We start from the raw sequence: 19,194 nt of genomic DNA, 5'->3' as shown, positions 1-19,194 counted from the left end.
TGCCCCCGTTCTCGGTCACGACAGCCCGAGCTCGTCGTCGATCAGCGCGAACAGCTCGTCATCGGTCGCCTGGTCCAGGTCGACGTCGGCCTCGGCCGCGCCCGCCGCCTGCCACCGCGCGGCGAGCGCCTCGAGGCGGGCCGCGACCGCCTCGCGCAGCCCCGGGTCCACGGACGCGCGCTCGAGCCGGTCGAGCTCGTCGAGGATGGACGGCTCGGGCGCGGCGGCGACCGGGACGAGCTCGGCCTGCAGGTGCCGGGCCAGCGCGGTCGGGTCGGGATGGTCGTAGATGAGCGTGGCCGGCAGCCGGACCGCGGTCGCCCGGGTCAGCCGGTTGCGCAGCTCGACCGCGGTGAGCGAGTCGAACCCGACCTGGCTGAACGCCTTCACCGGGTCGATGTCCTCCGCGGTGCCGTGGCCGAGCACGGCGGCCGCCTCGGCCCGCACGAGCTCGAGCAGGTGGCCGAGCTGGACCGAGGCCGGCAGTCCGGCGAGCCGGTCGGCCAGGCCCGCGGCCCCGGCCGGACCGCCGGCGGTGGGGCGCACGGCGGGGCGGCGGGCGACGAGCCCGCCGAGCAGCGCCGGCACCCGGGCCCCGGGCGCCGGGCGGCGCAGCGCCGCGAGGTCGAGCCGGGTGGGCACGAGCAGCGACGCCGAGGTGCGCAGGGCCGCGTCGAACAGGTCGAGGCCGAGCCCGGTCGGCAGGGCGAGCAGGCCGGCGCGGGCGGCCCGGGCCCGGTCGATCTCGCCGAGCCCGGCGGTCATCGCGCTCGTCTGCTCCCACAGGCCCCAGGCCAGCGCGCGGGCCGGACGGCCCGCGGCCCGCCGGTCGGCGGCGAGGGCGTCGGTGAAGGCGTTGGCGGCCGCGTAGTTGGCCTGGCCGGCGACGCCGAAGATGCCGGCGCCGGAGGAGAAGACCACGAACTCGGCCAGGTCCAGGTCGCGGGTCTGCTCGTGCAGGTGCCAGGCGCCGTCGAGCTTCGGCCCGAAGACCGCGTCGAGGCGCCGCGGGTTCAGGGCGGTCACCGGGGCGTCGTCGAGGCGGCCGGCGGCGTGCACGACGGCGGTCAGCGGGCGCCCGGCGGGCACGGCGGCGAGCATGGCGGCCACGTCGGCCGGGTCGGCGACGTCGCCGGCGACGACGGTGACCTCGGCGCCGAGGGCGTTCAGGCGCTCGCGCAGCTCGGCGGCGGCGGGCGCGCCGGGGCCCTGCCTACTGCCGAGCACCAGCGACCGGATGCCGTGCCCGGTGACGAGCCGCTCGGCGACCAGCCCGCCGAGCAGGCCGGTGCCGCCGGTGATGAGCACGGTGCCGTCCGGGTCGAGCGGGCGGGGCAGGGTGAGGACGACCTTGCCGACGTGGCGGGCCTGGCTGAGGTGGCGGAACGCGTCCGGCGCCCGGCGGACGTCCCAGCTCGCGACCGGCAGCGGGCGCAGCTCGCCCCGGTCCAGCCGGTCGACCACGTCCAGGAGCAGCTCCTGAAGGCGCGGCACGCCCGCGTCGGCCGTCTCGAAGGCGCGGTAGTCCACGCCGGGGTGGCGGGCCGCGACCTCGCCCGGGTCGCGCCGGTCGGTCTTGCCCATCTCGACGAACCGGCCGCCGCGGGGCAGCAGCCGCAGGGAGGCATCGACGAAGTCGCCGGCGAGGGAGTTGAGCACCACGTCGACGCCGTGGCCGCCGGTGGCCGCGAGGAAGCGGTCCTCGAACTCCAGGGTCCGGGAGGACGCGATGTGGTCCTCGTCCAGGCCGAGCTCGCGCAGGACCGGCCACTTGTCGGGGCTCGCGGTGGCGTAGACCTCGGCGCCGCGGGCCTGGGCGAGGCCGATGGCGGCCATGCCCACGCCCCCGGCCCCGGCGTGCACGAGCACCGCCTCACCGGGTCGCAGGGCGGCGAGGTCGAACAGGCCGTAGGCGGCGGTCAGGAACACCACCGGGGTCGCGGCGGCGCGGGCCCAGTCCCAGCCGGGCGGGACGGGCACGAGCAGGCCGCGCTCGGTGACGGCGAGCGTGGCGAACGAGCCGTCGAAGACGCCCAGGACCCGGTCGCCGGGGTGCAGGTCGGGCACGCCGGCGCCGACCTCGGTGACGACGCCGGCCCCCTCGCCGCCGAGCAGGCCCGCGTCGCCCGGGTACATGCCGAGGGCGTTGAGCACGTCGCGGAAGTTGACGCCGGCGGCGCGCAGCGCGACCCGGACCTCGGTCGGGCCGAGGGGGGCCAGGCCGGGATCGTGCGGTACGAGGGCCAGGTTCTCGAGCGTTCCCCGGCCCAGCGAGTCCAGCCGCCAGGGTGCGGTGCCGGGCGGCGGGACCAGCTCGGGACCGGGCTCGGCGCGGGCGAGCCGCGGCGCGAACAGCTGAGCGCCGCGGACGGCCAGCTGGGGCTCCTGGGCCGCCAGCACGGTGTCGAGCAGGTCGCCGTCGAGCGCGTCGGGGCGGTCCAGATCGAGCAGGACGAACCGGTCCGGGTGCTCGGTCTGGGCCGAGCGCAGCAGCCCCCACACGGTGGCGAGGGCGGCGTCGACCGGCTCGCCGGCCCGGGTCGCCACGGCGTGCTCGGTCGCCACGACCAGCGTCGACGCGTCGGCCGCGGGGTCGTCCAGCCACTCCTGCACCCGGGCGAGGGCCGCGGCGGCCGCCAGCCGGGCCCGCGCGGGCGTGTCCGCCGCGGTGTCGGCCGCGATGTGCACGGTCGTCGCGGCGGCGCTCACCGCCGGCACCGCCGGGCGGGGCAGCGGCGTCCAGTCCACGACGAAGAGGGAGTCGGCGACGCCGGGCCCGCTGGTGCCGAGGGAGTCGGCGGCGGCCGGGCGCAGCGCGAGGGACGTCACCGCGGCGACCGGGGCACCGGCCTCGTCGGCGAGCTGGACGGACATCGCGTGCTCGCCGGCCGGGACCGCGCGGACCCGCACCGTGGTCGCGCCGGTGGCGTGCAGGGCGACGCCGCTCCACGCGAAGGGCAGCATGACCCGGCCGGGCTCGGCGCGGCCGACACCGGCGAAGGTGGCCGCGTGCAGCGCGGCGTCCAGCAGTGCCGGGTGCAGCCCGAACCCGGCGGCGGGCGCGTGCAGCTCCGCCTCGGCGAAGACCTCGTCGCCGCGGATCCACACGGCTCGCAGGCCCTGGAACGCCGGGCCGTACTCGTAGCCGGCCTCGGCCTGGCGCGGGTAGAACTGCTCGACGTCGGCCGGGCGGGCGCCGAGCGGCGGCCAGGTCGCGAGGTCGAAGCCGGGCGCGGGTGCGCTCGGGGCGAGCAGACCGGCGGCGTGGCGGGTCCACGGGGCGTCGGGCCGGGCGTCGGCGGGCCGGGAGTGGACGGACACGGGTCGCCGGCCGGTGTCGTCGGGGGCGGCCACGGCGACCTGCAGGCGCACGGCGGCGTCGCCGTCCAGCGTGAGGGGCGCCTCGACGACGAGCTCGTCCAGCGCGCCGAAGCCGAGTTCGTCGCCGGCCCGCACGGCCAGCTCCACGAACGCGGTCCCCGGCACCAGGGTCCGGCCGAGCACGACGTGGTCGGCGAGCCAGGGCTGCAGGCGGCGGGAGACGCGCCCGGTGAGCAGCAGGCCGTCGGTGCCCGCGACGGTGACCGACGCGGTCAGCAGCGGGTGGTCGAGGCCGGTGAGGCCCGCGGCGGCAACGTCGCCGGTCGCCCCCGAAGCGGTCGGCCAGTAGCGGCGGTGGTCGAACGCGTAGGTCGGCAGGTCCACGAGCCGGCCGGTCACGGGCCAGTCGATCCGCACGCCCCGCACGTGCAGGTCGGCGGCCGAGCGCAGCACCCGTTCGAGGCCGCCGTCGTCGCGCCGGAGCGTACCGGTGGCGACGGCGTCGTCGCGCCGGGCGGCCTCGGCGGTGTCGGCGATGGGCCGGGTCAGGACCGGGTGGGGGCTCGCCTCGACGAACACGCGGTAGCCCTGGTCCAGGAGGTCCTCGACGGAGCGGTGGAACTCCACGGGGCGGCGCAGGTTGCGGTACCAGTAGGCGGCGTCCAATGTGGACGTGTCGGCCCAGGCCGCCTCGACGGTGGAGTAGAACGCGAGCTCGGCCCGGCGGGGACGGACCCCGGCCAGGGCGTCGAGCAGGTCGGCCTCGATGCGTTCCACGGCCGGCGAGTGGGAGGCGTAGTCGACGGGGATGCGTCGGGCGCGCCCGTCGAAGCCGGCCAGCAGCTCCTCGACCGCCTCGGCCTCGCCGGCCACGACCACCGAGCCGGGGCCGTTGACGGCGGCGATTGCCAGCCGGCCGTCCCAGGCGACCAGGTGGGCCCGGACCTCGTCGGCGGGCATCGGCAGCGAGACCATGCCGCCGCCCCCGGCCAGCGCGGCCAGCGCCCGGCTGCGGCGGGCGACGACCATCGCGGCGTCTTCGAGCGTGAGGGCGCCGGCGACGCACGCGGCGGCGATCTCGCCCTGGGAGTGGCCGATCACGGCCGCGGGTTCGACGCCGAGCGACCGCCACACCTCGACGAGGGACACCATCATCGCGAACAGCGCGGGCTGGACGACGTCGACCCGCTCCAGGAGGCCGGGCTCGGCGCGGCCCCGGACCACGTCGTCGAGGGACCACTCGACGTGCGGGGCGAGCGCGGCGGCGCACTGGGCCATCCGCTCGGCGAAGACCGGCGAGGTGTCGAGCAGCTCGGCGGCCATGCCGGTCCACTGCGAGCCCTGCCCGGGGAAGACGAAGACAGCGCCCCGGGCGGGCGGTTCGGCGCGGCCGAGCGCGACGGCGGCGGACGGGGTGCCGTCGGCGAGGGAGGCCAGGCCGGCCATCAGGTCGCCGCCGACGATGGTGGCCCGGTGCTCCAGCGCCGCCCGGCCCAGCAGGGTGTGCGCGATGTCGCGGGGGTGCAGGTCCGGCTCGGCGCCGAGCCGCGCGTGCAGCCGCCGGGCCTGCGCGGCAAGGCCGTCCGGGGTGCGCGCCGACAGCGTCCACGGCACCGGCGTCCCAGCCTCGGGCTCCGCGGCGGGCTCCTCCGGGGGCTCCGGGGCGGGGACGTGCTCGATGATGACGTGGGCGTTGGTGCCGCTGATGCCGAACGAGGAGACCCCGGCCCGGCGGGGGCCGGTGGAGGGCCATGGCCGGGCCTCGGCCGCCAGCTCGACCGCGCCGGCCGACCAGTCGACGTGCGAGGTCGGCGTGTCCGCGTGCAGGGTCGCCGGGACGATCCCCGCCCGCATGGCCAGGACCATCTTCATGACGCCCGCGATCCCGGCGGCGGCCTGGGTGTGCCCGATGTTGGACTTGACCGAGCCGAGCAGCACGGGGGCCGGGCGCTCCTGGCCGTAGGTGGCGATGAGCGCCTGCGCCTCGATCGGGTCGCCCAGCGGCGTGCCGGTGCCGTGCGCCTCGACCGCGTCCACGTCGGCCGGGGCCAGCCCGGCGCTCGCGAGGGCCTGGCGGATGACGCGCTCCTGGGACGGGCCGTTCGGGGCGGTGAGCCCGTTCGAGGCGCCGTCGGAGTTGACCGCCGAGCCGCGCACGACGGCGAGCACCGGGTGCCCGAGCCGGCGCGCCTCGGAGAGCCGTTCGAGCACGACGAGCCCGGCGCCCTCGGCCATCCCGAACCCGTCGGCGGCGTCGGAGAAGGCCCGGCACCGCCCGTCCGGCGACAGGCCCCGCTGGCGGCTGAAGCCCACCAGCCCGGACGGGCTCGACATGAACGAGACCCCGCCGGCCAAAGCGAGCTCGCACTCCCCCAGCCGCAGCGACTGGGCGGCGAGGTGCAGCGCGACGAGCGACGACGAGCACGCGGTGTCGACGGTGACGGCCGGGCCCTCGAGCCCGAGCGCGTAGGCGACGCGGCCGGACAGCACGCTGCCGGACGAGCCCGTGAGCAGGTGCCCGTCGTCGGCCTCGTCGCCGCCCGCGGCCTGGGCCGCGTAGTCCTGCCCGTGCGTGCCGACGAAGACGCCGGTGCGGCTCGCGGCCAGCGCGGTCGCGTCGAGCCCGGCGCGTTCCAGGGCCTCCCAGGCGACCTCGAGCAGGTGGCGCTGCTGCGGGTCCATGGCGATCGCCTCGCGCGGGCTGATGCCGAAGAAGCCGGCGTCGAAGTCGGCGACCCCGTCCAGGAACCCGCCGGAGCGCACGTAGGTCCGCCCGGCCACGCCCGGCTCGGGGTCGAAGATGGCGTCGAGGTCCCAACCCCGGTCGGCGGGGACGGGCCCGATGGCGTCCCCGCCCGCGGCGACCAGATCCCACAGCTGCTCGGGCGAGCCGACGCCGCCGGGGAAGCGGCAGGCCATGGCCACGATCGCGATCGGTTCGCCGGTCGCCGCCCGGGGCGCGTCGGGCGCCACCGTCGGGGCGGCGTCGCCGAGGAGCCGGTGGCGCAGGTGCCCGGCGAGCAGCAGCGGGGTCGGGTGGTTGAAGATCGTGGTGCCGGGCAGCCGCAGGCCGGTGCCGGCGCTGAGCCGCTGGCCGAGCTCGACCGCCATGAGCGAGTCGAAGCCGGCGTCCTTGAACGCGCGGGCGGGGACGATCCGGTCGGGTCCGGCGTGGCCCAGTACGACGGCGGCGTTGGTCCGGACGAGGTCGAGCAGCAGGGCGGTGCCCTCGTCCGGGTCCATGGCCCGGAGCTTCTCCACCAGCGGATCGTCGTGCCGCACGGCCGGGGCGAGCTCGCGCAGCAGGGCCGCCCCGGGGTCGAGGGCGGCGTGGTCGAGGTCCATGGCGATGACGTGCGGCCGGTCGGCGCGCAGGGCGGCGTCGAGCAGGTGCAGGCCGGCCGCGTCGCTCAGGGCTCGGGTGCCGGCGCGGGCGGCGCGGGCCACGTCGACGTCGCGCAGGCGGCCGCCCATCCCGGCCGCCTGCGCCCACAGCCCCCAGGCGATGGTGGTGGCCGGGAGCCCGACGGCGCGGCGGTGCGCGGCGAGGGCGTCGAGGAACGTGTTCGCGGCGGCGTAGTTGCCCTGGCCGGGGCCGCCGAGGGTGGAGGACGCGGACGAGAACAGCACGAACGCGGCCAGGTCGAGGCCGGCGGTCAGCTCGTGCAGGTGCCAGGCGCCGTCGACCTTCGGGCGCAGTACCGGGTCCCAGCGCTCGTCGCCGAGGTTGGCCACGACGGCGTCGTCGACCACCCCGGCGGCATGCACGACGGCGACGAGCCGGTCGCGGACCGGCTCGATCGCGGCCGCGAGGGTCGCCCGGTCGGCCACGTCGCCGGCGACCACGCGGACCCGCACGCCCGTGTCGATCAGGTCCTGCACCCAGGGCTCGGTGGTGCCGCGGCGGGACACCAGAACCAGCTCGGCGACGCCGTACCCGGCGGCGAGGTGCGCGGCGACGAGCCGGCCGAGGCCGCCGGTGCCGCCGGTGACGAGCACGGCGCCGCCCGCGAGCTTCGGGGCGTGGCCGCCGGTGCCGCTCAGGGGGCGCAGGCGGGCGGCGAGCAGCCGCCCGTCGCGGACGGCCAGCCAGGGTTCGTCCGCGGGCAGCTCCGGGTCCGTGCCGGCCTCGAGGAGCCCGAACCGGCCCGGGTGCTCGGCCTGGGCGCAGTGCACCAGGCCCGGGACCGTGGCCTGGGCGGGGTCGGCCGGGTCGACGGCGATCACCAGGCGACCGTGGTCGTGGTCGGTGAGCCACCGCTGGATCGACGCGAGCACCCGGCGGCCGGTCTCGCGCGCCCGCTGCGGCAGCGGGCCGTCCGCGGCGGACTCGGCCCGCAGGAGCGTCGCCGGCTCGGTGCCGGGTGGCACCGGCGCCCAGCCGATCTCGTAGAGCCCGCCCCGGCGCTCGGCCGGGCCGGTCTCCGGCAGCCAGAACCGGGTGCGCTGGAACGCGTAGGTCGGCAGTGGCACCCGCCGGCCGCGGCCCTCGTGGAGCGCGGCCCAGTCGACGGGAACCCCGCGCACGTGCAGCCGGCCGAGCGCGGCGAGCAGGTCGGCCACCTCGGTGCCGCCGTCGCGCAGCGCGGCCACGAAGCCGAGGTCGCCGGCGTCGCAGTCGGGGCCGAGGGCGGTGAGCACGCCGCCGGGGCCGACCTCGAGGACGGTGGTGACGCCGAGCCCGGGCAGCGCGCGGACGCCGTCGAGGAAGCGGACCGCCTCGCGGGCGTGCCGGGACCAGTACCGCGGGTCCGCGAGCAGCCCCGCGTCGGCCACGGCGCCGGTCACGTTGGACACCAGCGCCAGCTCGGCGGGGCGCACGGTGAGCCCGGCCGCGACCTCGGCGAGCGCGTCGAGCATCGGGTCCATGCGGGCCGAGTGGAACGCGTGCGACACCTGCAGCCGCCGGGTCCGCCGCCCCTCGGCCCGCAGCCGGGTGGCCACGGCGAGCACGGCGTCCTCGTCGCCGGAGATGACCGTCGCCCGCGGCCCGTTGAGCGCGGCGATGCTCACCCGCTCGGAGAGCAGCGGGGCGACCTCGTCCTCGGCCGCCTCGACGGCGACCATCGCGCCGCCGGCGGGCAGGGCCTGCATGAGCCGGCCGCGGGCGGTGACCAGGCGGGCCGCGTCCGGCAGCGAGAGGATCCCGGCGGCGTGGGCGGCGGCGAGCTCGCCGACGGAGTGCCCGCCGACGACGTCCGGCGTCACGCCCCACGATGCCAGGAGCCGGAACAGGGCGACCTCGAGCGCGAAGAGCCCGGCCTGGGTGAACTCGGTCTGGTCGAGCAGCGAGCCGTCGCGGACGACGTCGGCGAGGCGCGGGTCGAGCAGCGCGCAGGCCTCGTCGAAGGCGGCGGCGTACACCGGGAAGCGCTCGTACAGCTCGCGGCCCATCCCGGCGCGCTGGCTGCCCTGGCCGGTGAAGAGCACGGCGAGGCGGCCCGGCTCGGCGGCGCCGGTGAGCAGCCCGGGCGCGGGCCGGTCGGCGGCGAGCGCGGCGAGACCGTCCCGGTCGCCACCGGCCACGACGGCCCGGTGGGTGAGCGCGGCCCGGGTGGTGGCCAGGGAGAAGCCGATGTCGGCGGCGGGCTGGTCGTCCGCCCAGGCGAGCAGCCGGCCGGCCTGGGCGCGCAGCCCCTCGGGCGAGGCGGCGGAGAGCAGCCAGGGCAGGAGGTCGGCGGAGGGTTCGGCGGGCGGCGCGGGAGCCGGGTCCGGGGGCGACTCGAGGATCACGTGGGCGTTGGTGCCGCTGACGCCGAACGAGGAGACGGCGGCGCGGCGCGGGCGGCCGGCGTCGGGCCACTCGCGGGCCTCGGTCAGCAGCCGTACCGCCCCGGCCGACCAGTCGACCTCGCGGGTCGGCTCGTCCACGTGGATCGTGCGCGGCAGCACGCCGTGGCGCATGGCGAGGACCATCTTGATGACGCCGGCGGCCCCGGCCGCGGCCTGGACGTGGCCGATGTTGGACTTCAGCGAGCCGAGCCACAAGGGAGTGTCCCGGCCCTGGCCGTAGGTGGCGATGAGCGCCTGGGCCTCGATCGGGTCGCCGAGGCGGGTGCCGGTGCCGTGCGCCTCGACGGCGTCGACGTCGGCCGCGGTGAGCCCGGCGCCGGCCAGGGCGCGGCGGATCACCCGCTGCTGCGCGGGGCCGCTCGGGGCGGTGAGGCCGTTGGAGGCGCCGTCCTGGTTGATCGCCGAGCCGCGCAGCACCGCGAGCACGGGATGGCCGAGCCGCTGGGCGTCGGACAGGCGCTCCAGGAGCAGCACGGCGACGCCCTCCGACCAGGCCGTACCGTCGGCGCCCTGAGCGAACGCCTTGCAGCGCCCGTCCGGGGACAGGCCACGCTGCCGGGAGAACTCGACGAAGACCTGCGGGCTCGCCATCACCGCGACCCCGCCGGCCAGCGCCAGCGAGCACTCGCCGGCCCGCAGCGCCTGCGCGGCCAGGTGCAGGGACACCAGCGACGACGAGCACGCGGTGTCGACGCTGATCGCCGGGCCCTCCAGGCCGAGGGCGTAGGCGACCCGCCCGGAGGCGACGCTGCCCGCGGTGCCGGTGCCGAGGTACCCCTCCAGCTCCCCCGCCTCGACCCCCGTGGCGTAGTCGTGGTGCATGACGCCGAAGAAGACGCCGGTCGGGCTGCCCCGCAGCGCCCCCGGGTCGAGCCCGGCCCGCTCGACCGTCTCCCACGACGTCTCCAGCAGCAGCCGCTGCTGCGGGTCCATGGCGAGGGCCTCGCGCGGCGAGATGCCGAAGAACTCCGCGTCGAAGTCGGCGACGTCGTAGAGGAATCCGCCGAGCTGGGTCGCGCTCGCCCCGTCGCGCAGGCGCGCCAGGTCCCAGCCGCGGTCCGCCGGGAACTCGCCGATGGCGTCGCCGCCGCGCGCGACCAGGTCCCACAGCTCGTCCGGGCTGCTCACCCCGCCGGGCAGCCGGCAGCCCATGGCCACGATGGCCACCGGCTCGCCGGCGGCGGCGGGGGCGGGGTCGTCGGCGGCGGGCGCGGGCGACGAGCCCAGGAGCAGCCCGGCCAGGTGCTCGGCGAGCAGCGCCGGCGTCGGGTAGTCGAAGGCCAGGGTCGACGGCAGCGCGAGGCCGGTCTCGGCGCGAATCCGGTCGCGCAGCTGGACGACCTGCAGGGAGGTGAAGCCGAGCGCCTTGAAAGGGCGGTCGGCATCAGTACCGTGTGCAGCCGGCAGCACCGCGTCCGCGCACGCGTGCACGAGCTGCCGCAGGGTGTGCCGGCGCTGGACGGCGGGCTGCCCGCGCAGCCGGTCCCGCAGCGCGTCGCCGTCGCCGCTGCGGGGCCGGGGGACGCCGGCCGGGCCGCGCCGGAGCAGGGCCGCCGCCGGGCCGGTCGGAGTCGCGCCGGTCGGCCACGCGGTGGCGGCCGTCGCGCCGGTGAGCAGCGCGGCGTCGAACAGTGCGCGGCCCTCCCGGGTGGACGGGTCGCCGGCGAGGGCGAGCCCGTTGGGGTGCCGCGCGGCGATCCCGCGCGCGTAGGCCTCGGCCGCGACCAGATCCGTGTCCGCGGCCGATCCCCGGAGGCCGGCGAGCGAGGTGAGCACGATGAGCCGGCTCTCGGCGGGGACGTCGCGCGCGGTCGCGGCGATGCGCCAGGCCTCGTCCGCGTCGCCGCCGACGGCCACGACGACGGTCGGGACGGTCCCGTCCAGTGCGTAGGCCTGCTCGAGGTGGCCGGACAACGCCGTGCCGACGCCGATGACCCGCACCGGGCCCAGCGGTGCTGAGGCCGCCTCGATCGAGCGGGCCGGGACCAGGCGGGGGGCGCGGCGGACGCCCCCGCGCACCGCGACCTGCGGCTCGTCGTCCACGATCAGCGGGGCCGGGTCGGTGCCGGGTTCGAGGTCGAGCAGCCGCAGCCGGTCGGGGTGCTCGGCCTGCAGGAGGCGCAGCCAGCTCCAGGCGGGCGCGTACACGGGGTCGTGGATCGGCTCGCCGGGCACCGCGGACACCGCCCCGTGGGTGACGATGACGAGGCGTTCGGCCGCGAGCCGGTGCTCGACGTGGGCGCGCAGGGCGGCGTTGGCCGCGCGGACGTGCTCGGGGGTGGGCGGGGCGCCCGCGCCGTCGGCGAGCACCACGGTCCACTGTGTACTCTCGCCCGGACGGGCCGGGCCGAGCTCGGTCCAGGAGTCGAGCAGGAGCCGGTCGTGCTGGCCTCCGGCGACGGCGAGCAGGCGCGCGGGGCGGTCGAGCAGGGCCAGCCGGGTCACCTTGCCCGAGGCCGTGCGCGGGACGGCCGCGATGGCGTAGAGCTCCTCGGGCACCTTGAAGTACGACAGGCGCTCGCGGGCGGCGGCGAGCAGCGCGGCGGGGTCGACGCCCTCGGGGCCGGGCACCACGAACGCGACCGGAACCTCGCCGAGGGCCTCGTGCGGCCGGCCGGTCGCGGCGACGTCGGCGACGCCGGGCACGCCCCGCAGGGCCTCCTCGATCTCGGCCGGGTGGATGTTCTCCCCGCCGCGGATGATGAGCTCGCGCAGCCGGCCGGCGACGGTGAGGTGGCCGGCCTCGTCGCGGCGGGCGAGGTCGCCGGTGTGGTACCACCCGTCGCGCAGCGCCGCCGCGGTCGCCTCGGGCTGGTTGTGGTAGCCGAGCATGACGCTCGGGCCGCGGACCCAGACCTCGCCCTCGACCCCGGCGGGCACGTCATCGCCGGTCTCGGGGTCGACCAGCCGCACCTCGACGCCGGGCACGGGCAGGCCGCAGGAGCCCTCGACCCGCGGGCCGGTGGGCCGGTTGACGGCGATCGAGCCGCACGTCTCGGTGCTGCCGTACGCGTCCAGCAGCGGCACCCCGAACGTCTCGTCGAAGGCGCGGCGCAGCGCGGCCGTGGTGATGGCCCCGCCGACGAGGCACATGCGCAGGTCGGGCGCGACGAAGCCGGACTCCCGGGCCGCCTCGACGAGGTAGTGGTAGAGCGTGGGCACGCCGGCGAGGAAGGTCGCGGCGTCCTCGCGGACCGCGGCGAGGACGTCGTCGGCGGAGAGCCCGTCGACGATCCGGGCGGTGGCCCCGACCGCGGTGACGCTGAGCACGCAGGCGATGTGCGAGAGGCTGTGGAACAGCGGTAGCGGCCACACCACGCGGTCGTCGGCCGACAGGCCCGGGATCGGCACGTAGCAGGCCGCGACCGAGTACAGGCAGCTCGCCTGCGTGGAGAGCACGCCCTTGGGGCGCCCGGTGGTGCCGGAGGTGTAGAGCATCCAGGCCGGCTCGTCGAGCGCGAGGTCGTCCGGCGGGGGCGCCGCGGGCTCGGTCGTGGCCAGCGCCTCGAAGTCCTCCCCCACGAGCACGATCCGGCGGTCGCCCGCGACCCGGCGCACCTGGTCCACGCGGGCCTCGTCGGTGATGACGAGCACCGCGCCGGAGTCTTCGAGGAGGTACTCGAGCTCCGAGTCGGTCGAGCGCGGGTTCAGCGGCACCCCGATCGCCGCGGCCCGCACGAGCGCGAGGTAGCTCTCCACCGTCTCGACCCGGTTGCCGAGGTAGATGACGGCTCGGTCGCCGCGCCCCAGCCCGAGGGCGGCGAGGTTCCCGGCGAGCGAGTGGGTCCGCCGCTCCAGCTCGCCGTAGGTGACGGCGCGGCGGGCGTCGCGGAACGCGGCCTTGGCCCCGAAGCGGCGGCCGTGCTCGCGCAGCAGTTCGGTGATCGGCCGGATCAACTCGGTTCGCAGCAAGTTCACCACATCCGTTGGTCGGGCCGGGCCGGGCCGTTCACAGTCTTGGTTCGCGGGCGGGGGGCCGGTACCCCTGCCGACCCCTAGCCGCGCCCGAGACTTTTGGGGATCTCCTGGCCACGGGCGGCGGGTTAGGGTCGGGCATCACGCTGGGACGACCCGAGGGCGGCCGCGGATGGCGCGAAGCTGGTGGTACGCCCGACTGTTGCGTCCGGCGGGCGGCGACGACGAGGCGTTGCTGGAGCTGATCCCGGACACCGTGGCCAGGCTGCGGGAGGCCGATCCCGGCGCCCACTGGTCCTACCGGCGCGAGGCCTTCGGCTTCGAGCTGCGCTTCCACTGCGGCGCGCGAGCCGCCCGGCGCCTCGGCCTGAGCGTCGCGCCCGTTGCCGCGGCCGATGGGCCGGCGCATCCGGAGCTGTCCACCATCGCCAGCGACCTCGCGCTCGCGCTGGCCCGCCGCGGCGAGCTCTCCGCCGACACGGCGCTGCCGATGGCCGTGCGCCACCTGCGGGCGGCCGCGGGGCTGATCGCGCCCGGCGAGCGGCGCCCGTTCCTCTTCGAATGCTGGCGGTACTGGTCGGCGAGCCTCGGCTCCGGGGTGCGGCTCAAGCTCATGGCGCTCGCCGAGCAGCCGGTGCCGGAGCCCTGCGCGGACGACTCCTGGGCCGAGTACCACCGGGCGCTCGCCGGGCTCGGCGAGGTGACCGGGCCCATGAAGTACACCCTCTTCCGCCTCGCCGACGGCACCCTCAACCGGCTGGGCGTCCCGCGCGCCGACCAGGCGCTGGCGGCCCTCGTGGTGCGGAGGCTCCCGTGACGATCCGGACCGTCACCGTCGAACTCGGTGCGCGAAGCTACGACGTCCACATCGGACCGGGCGCCCGGCACCGGCTCGCGGGCGTGCTCGCCGCGATCGGCGCCCGCCGGGTCGCCGTCGTCTCCGCCCGCCCGCCCGAGCTGGTGCCCGAGACGGGGCTGCCGACGCATGTCATGGCCGCCCGCGACGGCGAGCCGGACAAGACCCTCGCGCAGGTCGAGCGGCTCTGCCGGGAGTTCGCCGGCTTCGGCCTGACCCGCTCCGACGCCGTGGTGTCGGTCGGCGGCGGCACCACCACCGACACCGTCGGGCTCGCCGCGGCGCTCTACCACCGCGGCGTCGCCGTCGTGCACCTGCCGACCACGCTGCTGGCGCAGGTCGACGCGAGCGTCGGCGGCAAGACGGCGGTGAACCTGCCCGAGGGCAAGAACCTCGTGGGGGCCTACTGGCAGCCGAGCGCGGTGCTGTGCGACACCGACTTCCTGGCGACGCTGCCGGCCCGCGAGTGGGTCAACGGCTACGGCGAGATCGCGCGCTGCCACTTCATCGGCGCCGGCGACCTGCGCGGGCTCGAGGTCGTCGAGCAGATCGCCGCCAGCGTCGGGCTGAAGGCGTCGGTCGTCGCGGCCGACGAGCGCGACGGCGGGCTGCGGCACATCCTCAACTACGGGCACACGCTCGGCCACGCCCTGGAGCTCACGACCGGCTTCGCGCTGCGCCACGGCGAGGCGGTCGGCGTCGGCACCGTCTTCGCCGGGCGCCTCGCCGGGCACCTGGGCCGCATCGGCCCGGACCGGGTCGCGGAGCACGAGGCGGTCGTCGCGAGCTACGGGCTGCAGACCGGCCTGCCGGACGGTGCCGACGCGGACGCGCTCATCGCGGTCATGCGGTCCGACAAGAAGGCCACGTCCGTTTCGAAGAGTGGGCTGACCTTCGTGCTGGACGGCCCCGGCGGCGTCGAGCTGGTGCGCGACGTGCCGGAGCCGGCCGTGCGAGCGGCGCTGGCCGCGATGCCCCGGGCGGCCTACCAGCCGCAGTAGGTCAGCAGGTCCTTGGGCTTGTACAGCACCGCGTCGGGCGCGGCGGCCAGCAGCTCCGCCTCGTCGCTCTCGCCCCACAGCGCGGCGATCGCGGCGACGTTCGCGCCCCGGGCGCTGCTGATGTCGGTGACCGCGTCGCCGACCATGACCGCGTGCGCGGCCGGGACGTCGAGCAGGGCCAGGGCATGCAGCACGATGTCGGGGGCCGGTTTCGGGTTGGCCACCTCGTCCGAGCCGATCACGTGGTCGAACAGGTGCAGCACGCCGAGCTGCTCCAGCAGGGAGCGGGCGCGCTCGCCGCTCTTGCCGGTCGCGATCGCGGTGCCGAGGCCGCGCTCGCGCAGCTCCTGCACCACCTCCTCGACGCCGTCGAAGAGCGGCACGCGGTGCGCGAGCCGGTAGCTCTCGCGCACGAACGGCTCCTGCATGGCCAGCGGCAGGCCCATGATGCGCATGATGTCGGGGAAGTAGCGGCCCAGGTGCTTGTTGTACTCGGCGAACGGGGCCGGGCCGGGGCCGACGACCTCGGCGTAGGCGACGGTGAACGCCTCGCGCATGACCTCGGTGCTGTCGACCAGCACCCCGTCGAGGTCGAAGACGACGGCACGGATCTCGGGACTGTTCAGCATCAGGCCACCACCATCATCGGCCGGCGGCGACCGGCGCCGGCGTCTGCATCAGCGTGCGGACCACCCCGGCCGAGGCGTAGATGCGCTCGATCGCGGCGATGGTCCTCGTCGTCTCGTCGATCGCACGACCACGGTTGCCCGGATCGGCCAGAAGCGCGGGCAGCGCGGCCAGCTGCCGGTCGTATTCGGTGCCGATCGGCTCGGCGGGCAGGGCCACCGGCGCCGCCTCGCCCGCGCGCAGGCAGGTGAGCTCGGAGTCGCCGGCCCGGTTCGGGCTGAACCCGAAGGTGCAGCGCAGGGTCGCGGTGCCGGCGCTGCCCTCGACCTTGACGACCGTGCCGTCCAGCGCCTCGTGCGAGCCCCAGCTCACCCGCAGCGACACCGACACGCCGTCGCCGTTGACCAGGAAGCCGCGCGCGGTGTCCTCGACGTCGCCGGGGGGCGTCGCCGCGCCGGGGGCGTCGCCGCGCCAGCCGGCGTTCCAGGTGCCCGAGGCGATGAAGTCGTCGGAGACGGTGCCGATGACCTGCACGAAGTCGGTGCCGCCGATGAGCGGGCCGACGACGTCGAACAGGTGCCAGCCGAGGTCGACGAGGGCGCCGCCGCCGGCCAGGCCGCGATCGGTGAACCAGCCGCCGGCGCCGGGGATGCCCCGGGCCCGGACCCAGGCGATGTCCACGTGCCGGATGCGGCCGAGCGAGCCCGCGAGACCGTGCAGCGCCTGGATGTCGGCGCGGTACCGCGCGGCGCTGCCCGCGAGCAGGACGGCCCCGCCGGCTTGTTCGGCCGTGGCGAGCCGCTGCGCCTCCGCGCTGGTGAGGCAGACGGGCTTCTCCAGGAAGACCGGGATCCCCTTGCGGAGCACCGCGCACGCCACGTCGCAGTGCAGATGGTTCGGTACCGCCACCACCGCCAGATCCACAAGCGCCGTGTCGAGCTCCTCGACGGTCGCGAACCCCGAGGCCGCCGGGTGGGCCTCGACGGCGGCGGCACGGGCCCCCGGGTCGGGGTCGACCACCGCCGTCACCGCGTAGGCCGGATCGGCGGCCAGCCGCGGTAGCCAGATGGACCGTCCGGCCCACCCGAGACCGATTACCGCCGTGCGCACCGGTCGGTGACCCGCACCCACGGCGGAGCCGGGCGTCACGCTCCGGCCAGGGTCTGCGCCACGATGGTGGCGATGTCCCGCATCTGCTGCTCGGTGCCGAGCAGGGTGCGGTGGTGCAGCCAGATGCTCTCGGCCGTGAGGGCCTCGCTGACCGGGCACCGCTTCGCGATCGCGTCCACGGACTCGTCGGGCGCCCCGGTCTCCCAGAAGCCGTCGGTGCGGTAGATGGCGCGGAAGCCGACGAACGCGGGCAGGCCGCGCTCGATGAGCCGGTCGACGATCGCGTTGCGCTTGTCCTCGGCGACACCCGGGAGCTGGAACATGGCCATGTAGTGGGAGTTGCGGTCGCAGCGCTCGTCGCGGCCCTGCGGCAGCACGCCCGGGATCTCGGCGAGCAGCGAGGTCAGCAGGCGGCCCCGCGCCTCACGGACGTCCGTCTGCGCCTCGATCCGGGAGAGCTGGGCGCGCAGCACGCTCGCGCTGAACTCGTTCATGCGGTAGTTCGAGCCGGAGGTCTGGTGGAAGTACCGGCGGTCGGTGCGCGGGCGGCCGCAGCTGTGCCGCAGGAAGCCGCGCTCGTGCAGCTCGGCGTCGGGGAAGAGCACCAGCCCGCCCTCGCCGGCGGTCATGAGCTTGCCGTTCTGGAAGCTGAACGTGGCGATCGAGCCGAACTCGCCGACGCGCTTGCCGTTCCAGCGCGCGCCCTGCGCGTGAGCGGCGTCCTGCAGCATCGTGATGCCGGCGTCGGCGCAGAGCTTGGCCAGCGCGTCCATGTCGGACATGTGCCCGGCCATGTGCACGGGCATGATGGCGCGGGTGCGCGGGGTGATCGCGGCCTCCGCGGCGGCCACGTCGATGCAGTAGGTCCGCGGGTCGACGTCGACCGGGACGGCCACGGCGCCGAGGCGCTGCACCGCCTGGGACGAGGAGATGAACGTGAACGCCGGGACGATGACCTCGTCGCCCGGGCCGATGCCGAGCACCTCGACGGCCAGCTCGAGGGCGTGGGTGCCGTTGGTCACCGCGAGGGCGTACGGGCTGCCGTGGTACTCCCCGAACTCGCGCTCGAAGGAGTCGACCTCCTGGCCCATCATGCGCCACCACTGGCCCTGTTCCAGGGCGCGGATGAGGCCGGTGCGCTCGGCGTCGTCGTACTGGGGCCACGGCGGGAAATCGGGCGCCTGTGGGGAGAGATCCGTCATCGTCCTACTCCGAATTCGTGTGTTTCCGGAACCGAGTCGATACCCACGAGGAGCCCGGGCCGCGGGGGCGGATGGGTATGTCCGCGACCGCGCGAATGGGACGCTACCTGCTCAGACGGCCCGTGGGCTGCCCTTAGAGCGGCCCCTAGGCACCCCTCAACGAGGGTCCGTCCTTAGTGGACTGTCACCGTGTCCAGGCGGAAGAATGCGCGGTACCCGTCCAGCTGGCCCTCCAGCATGTGGCGCCCGTAGTGGATCGGGTAGCCGCGGGCGGCCGCGGCGCGCAGCAGTGCCGTGTCGGCCGGCTTCATGATGATGTCGGCCACCAGCCCGCCCGGCCGCAGCGACTCGGGCGCGAACGGCAGCGGGTCGTCCTCGCGCAGGCCCAGCGGGGTCGCGTTGACGGCGATGTCGGCGTCGCCGAGCGCGGGCTCGGCGGTGGCGACGGCGATGCCCGGGCGGTGGCGCTCGAGGCGGTCCACGAGGTCTTCGCGGCGGTCGGCGTCGACGTCGTGGACGGCGAGGCGCCCGACGCCGGCGTCCAGCAGCGCGACCCCGATGGCCGCGCCGGCCCCACCGGCCCCGACCAGGGTCACGGTGCGCCCGGCGGGCTCGTGCCCGGCGTGGCGCAGGCCGGCGACGAAGCCGGTGCCGTCGAAGTTCTCGGCCAGCCACGATCCGTCCGGCTCGCGGCGCAGCGCGTTGGCGCTGCCGGCCGCGGCGACCGTCGGGCTGACGCGGTCGGCGAGCCCGCAGACGGCGACCTTGTGCGGCACGGTCACCAGCAGCCCGTCGAGGTTCACGATGCGCCGCAGCCCCGCGACCGTCTCGGCGAGCCGGTCGGGCCGCACGTGCATCGGGACCAGCACCGCGTTGCGGCCGAGCTCGGCGAAGAGGGTGTTGAGCAGCCGCGGCGCCTGCACCTGCGCGATGGGGTCGCCGAGCACGCCGAACACGCGGGTCGAGCCGTCGACCGTCATCGGTCGCGGCCCACGACGTCCCAGCGCTGGCCGTAGGCGTCGCGCAGCAGGCCGCCCGGGCCCGTGGCGTGGCCGGTTGGCTCGGCCAGACCGCCGGCGGCGAGCGCGCGGGCGTAGGCCGCGTCGGGCTCGGCGTATTCCAGAACCGCGTATTCCGAAACCGCCGGCTCGGACGCCGATGCGGCTCGGCCGGGGTCCTGTTTGAGCAGCAGGTGGTACGGGCCGAGAACCATCTCGGCCGCGAGCACCGACCCGTCGAGCAGGCATTCGCGCCACAGCTCCGCCGCGTCGAATGCCTGACGGTAGAACGCAACGGCCTCGTCGCCGTTCGGAACCACGATCTCCCGGTCGGCGGGGCCCGGGTGCTCGCTCATGTCGTGCGCCATCAC

General features: G+C 76.7%; 8 protein-coding genes. 2 read left to right on the top strand and 6 right to left on the bottom strand.

Annotated elements, in window-relative coordinates:
- Window positions 1-15: 15 nt before the first annotated feature.
- On the bottom strand, window positions 16-13,026 hold the full coding sequence (locus tag ABT369_RS11145; RefSeq protein WP_350611601.1) for an SDR family NAD(P)-dependent oxidoreductase: 13,011 nt from the start codon (window positions 13,024-13,026) through the stop codon (window positions 16-18).
- A gap of 205 nt (window positions 13,027-13,231) precedes the next feature.
- Between ABT369_RS11145 and ABT369_RS11140 the strand changes: the two genes are divergently transcribed.
- Window positions 13,232-13,846, top strand: coding sequence for a hypothetical protein (locus ABT369_RS11140; protein WP_350611590.1), 615 nt, complete (start codon window positions 13,232-13,234; stop codon window positions 13,844-13,846).
- Entirely contained in the window at window positions 13,843-14,886 is a 1,044-nt protein-coding gene (locus ABT369_RS11135; protein WP_350611589.1) for a 3-dehydroquinate synthase family protein, read from the top strand. Before ABT369_RS11140 ends, ABT369_RS11135 begins: the two co-directional genes overlap by 4 nt.
- On the opposite strand, the gene ABT369_RS11130 is transcribed toward ABT369_RS11135, so the two are convergent.
- From ABT369_RS11130 to ABT369_RS11110, 5 genes are all read right to left on the bottom strand, one after another.
- Entirely contained in the window at window positions 14,871-15,515 is a 645-nt protein-coding gene (locus ABT369_RS11130; RefSeq protein WP_350611588.1) for an HAD-IA family hydrolase, read from the bottom strand. The genes ABT369_RS11135 and ABT369_RS11130 overlap by 16 nt on opposite strands.
- Before the next feature lie 13 nt (window positions 15,516-15,528).
- A complete protein-coding gene (locus tag ABT369_RS11125; RefSeq protein WP_350611587.1) occupies window positions 15,529-16,623 on the bottom strand; it encodes a Gfo/Idh/MocA family protein in 1,095 nt (364 codons plus the stop codon).
- A 35-nt stretch (window positions 16,624-16,658) separates the two neighbouring features.
- Window positions 16,659-17,825 (bottom strand): DegT/DnrJ/EryC1/StrS family aminotransferase, encoded by a 1,167-nt coding sequence (locus ABT369_RS11120; RefSeq protein ID WP_350611586.1) that lies wholly within the window; start codon window positions 17,823-17,825, stop codon window positions 16,659-16,661.
- Between the two features lie 173 nt (window positions 17,826-17,998).
- Window positions 17,999-18,805 (bottom strand): shikimate dehydrogenase family protein, encoded by an 807-nt coding sequence (locus ABT369_RS11115; protein ID WP_350611585.1) that lies wholly within the window; start codon window positions 18,803-18,805, stop codon window positions 17,999-18,001.
- Entirely contained in the window at window positions 18,802-19,191 is a 390-nt protein-coding gene (locus ABT369_RS11110; RefSeq protein ID WP_350611584.1) for a VOC family protein, read from the bottom strand. Before ABT369_RS11110 ends, ABT369_RS11115 begins: the two co-directional genes overlap by 4 nt.
- Window positions 19,192-19,194 lie beyond the last annotated feature (3 nt).

The sequence above is a fragment of the Dactylosporangium sp. NPDC000244 genome, from assembly GCF_040300725.1.
Classification (GTDB): Bacteria; Actinomycetota; Actinomycetes; order Mycobacteriales; family Micromonosporaceae; genus Dactylosporangium.
The sequence above is the reverse complement of the archived record's forward strand: the minus strand, read 5'-3'. Positions and strand labels throughout refer to the sequence as shown.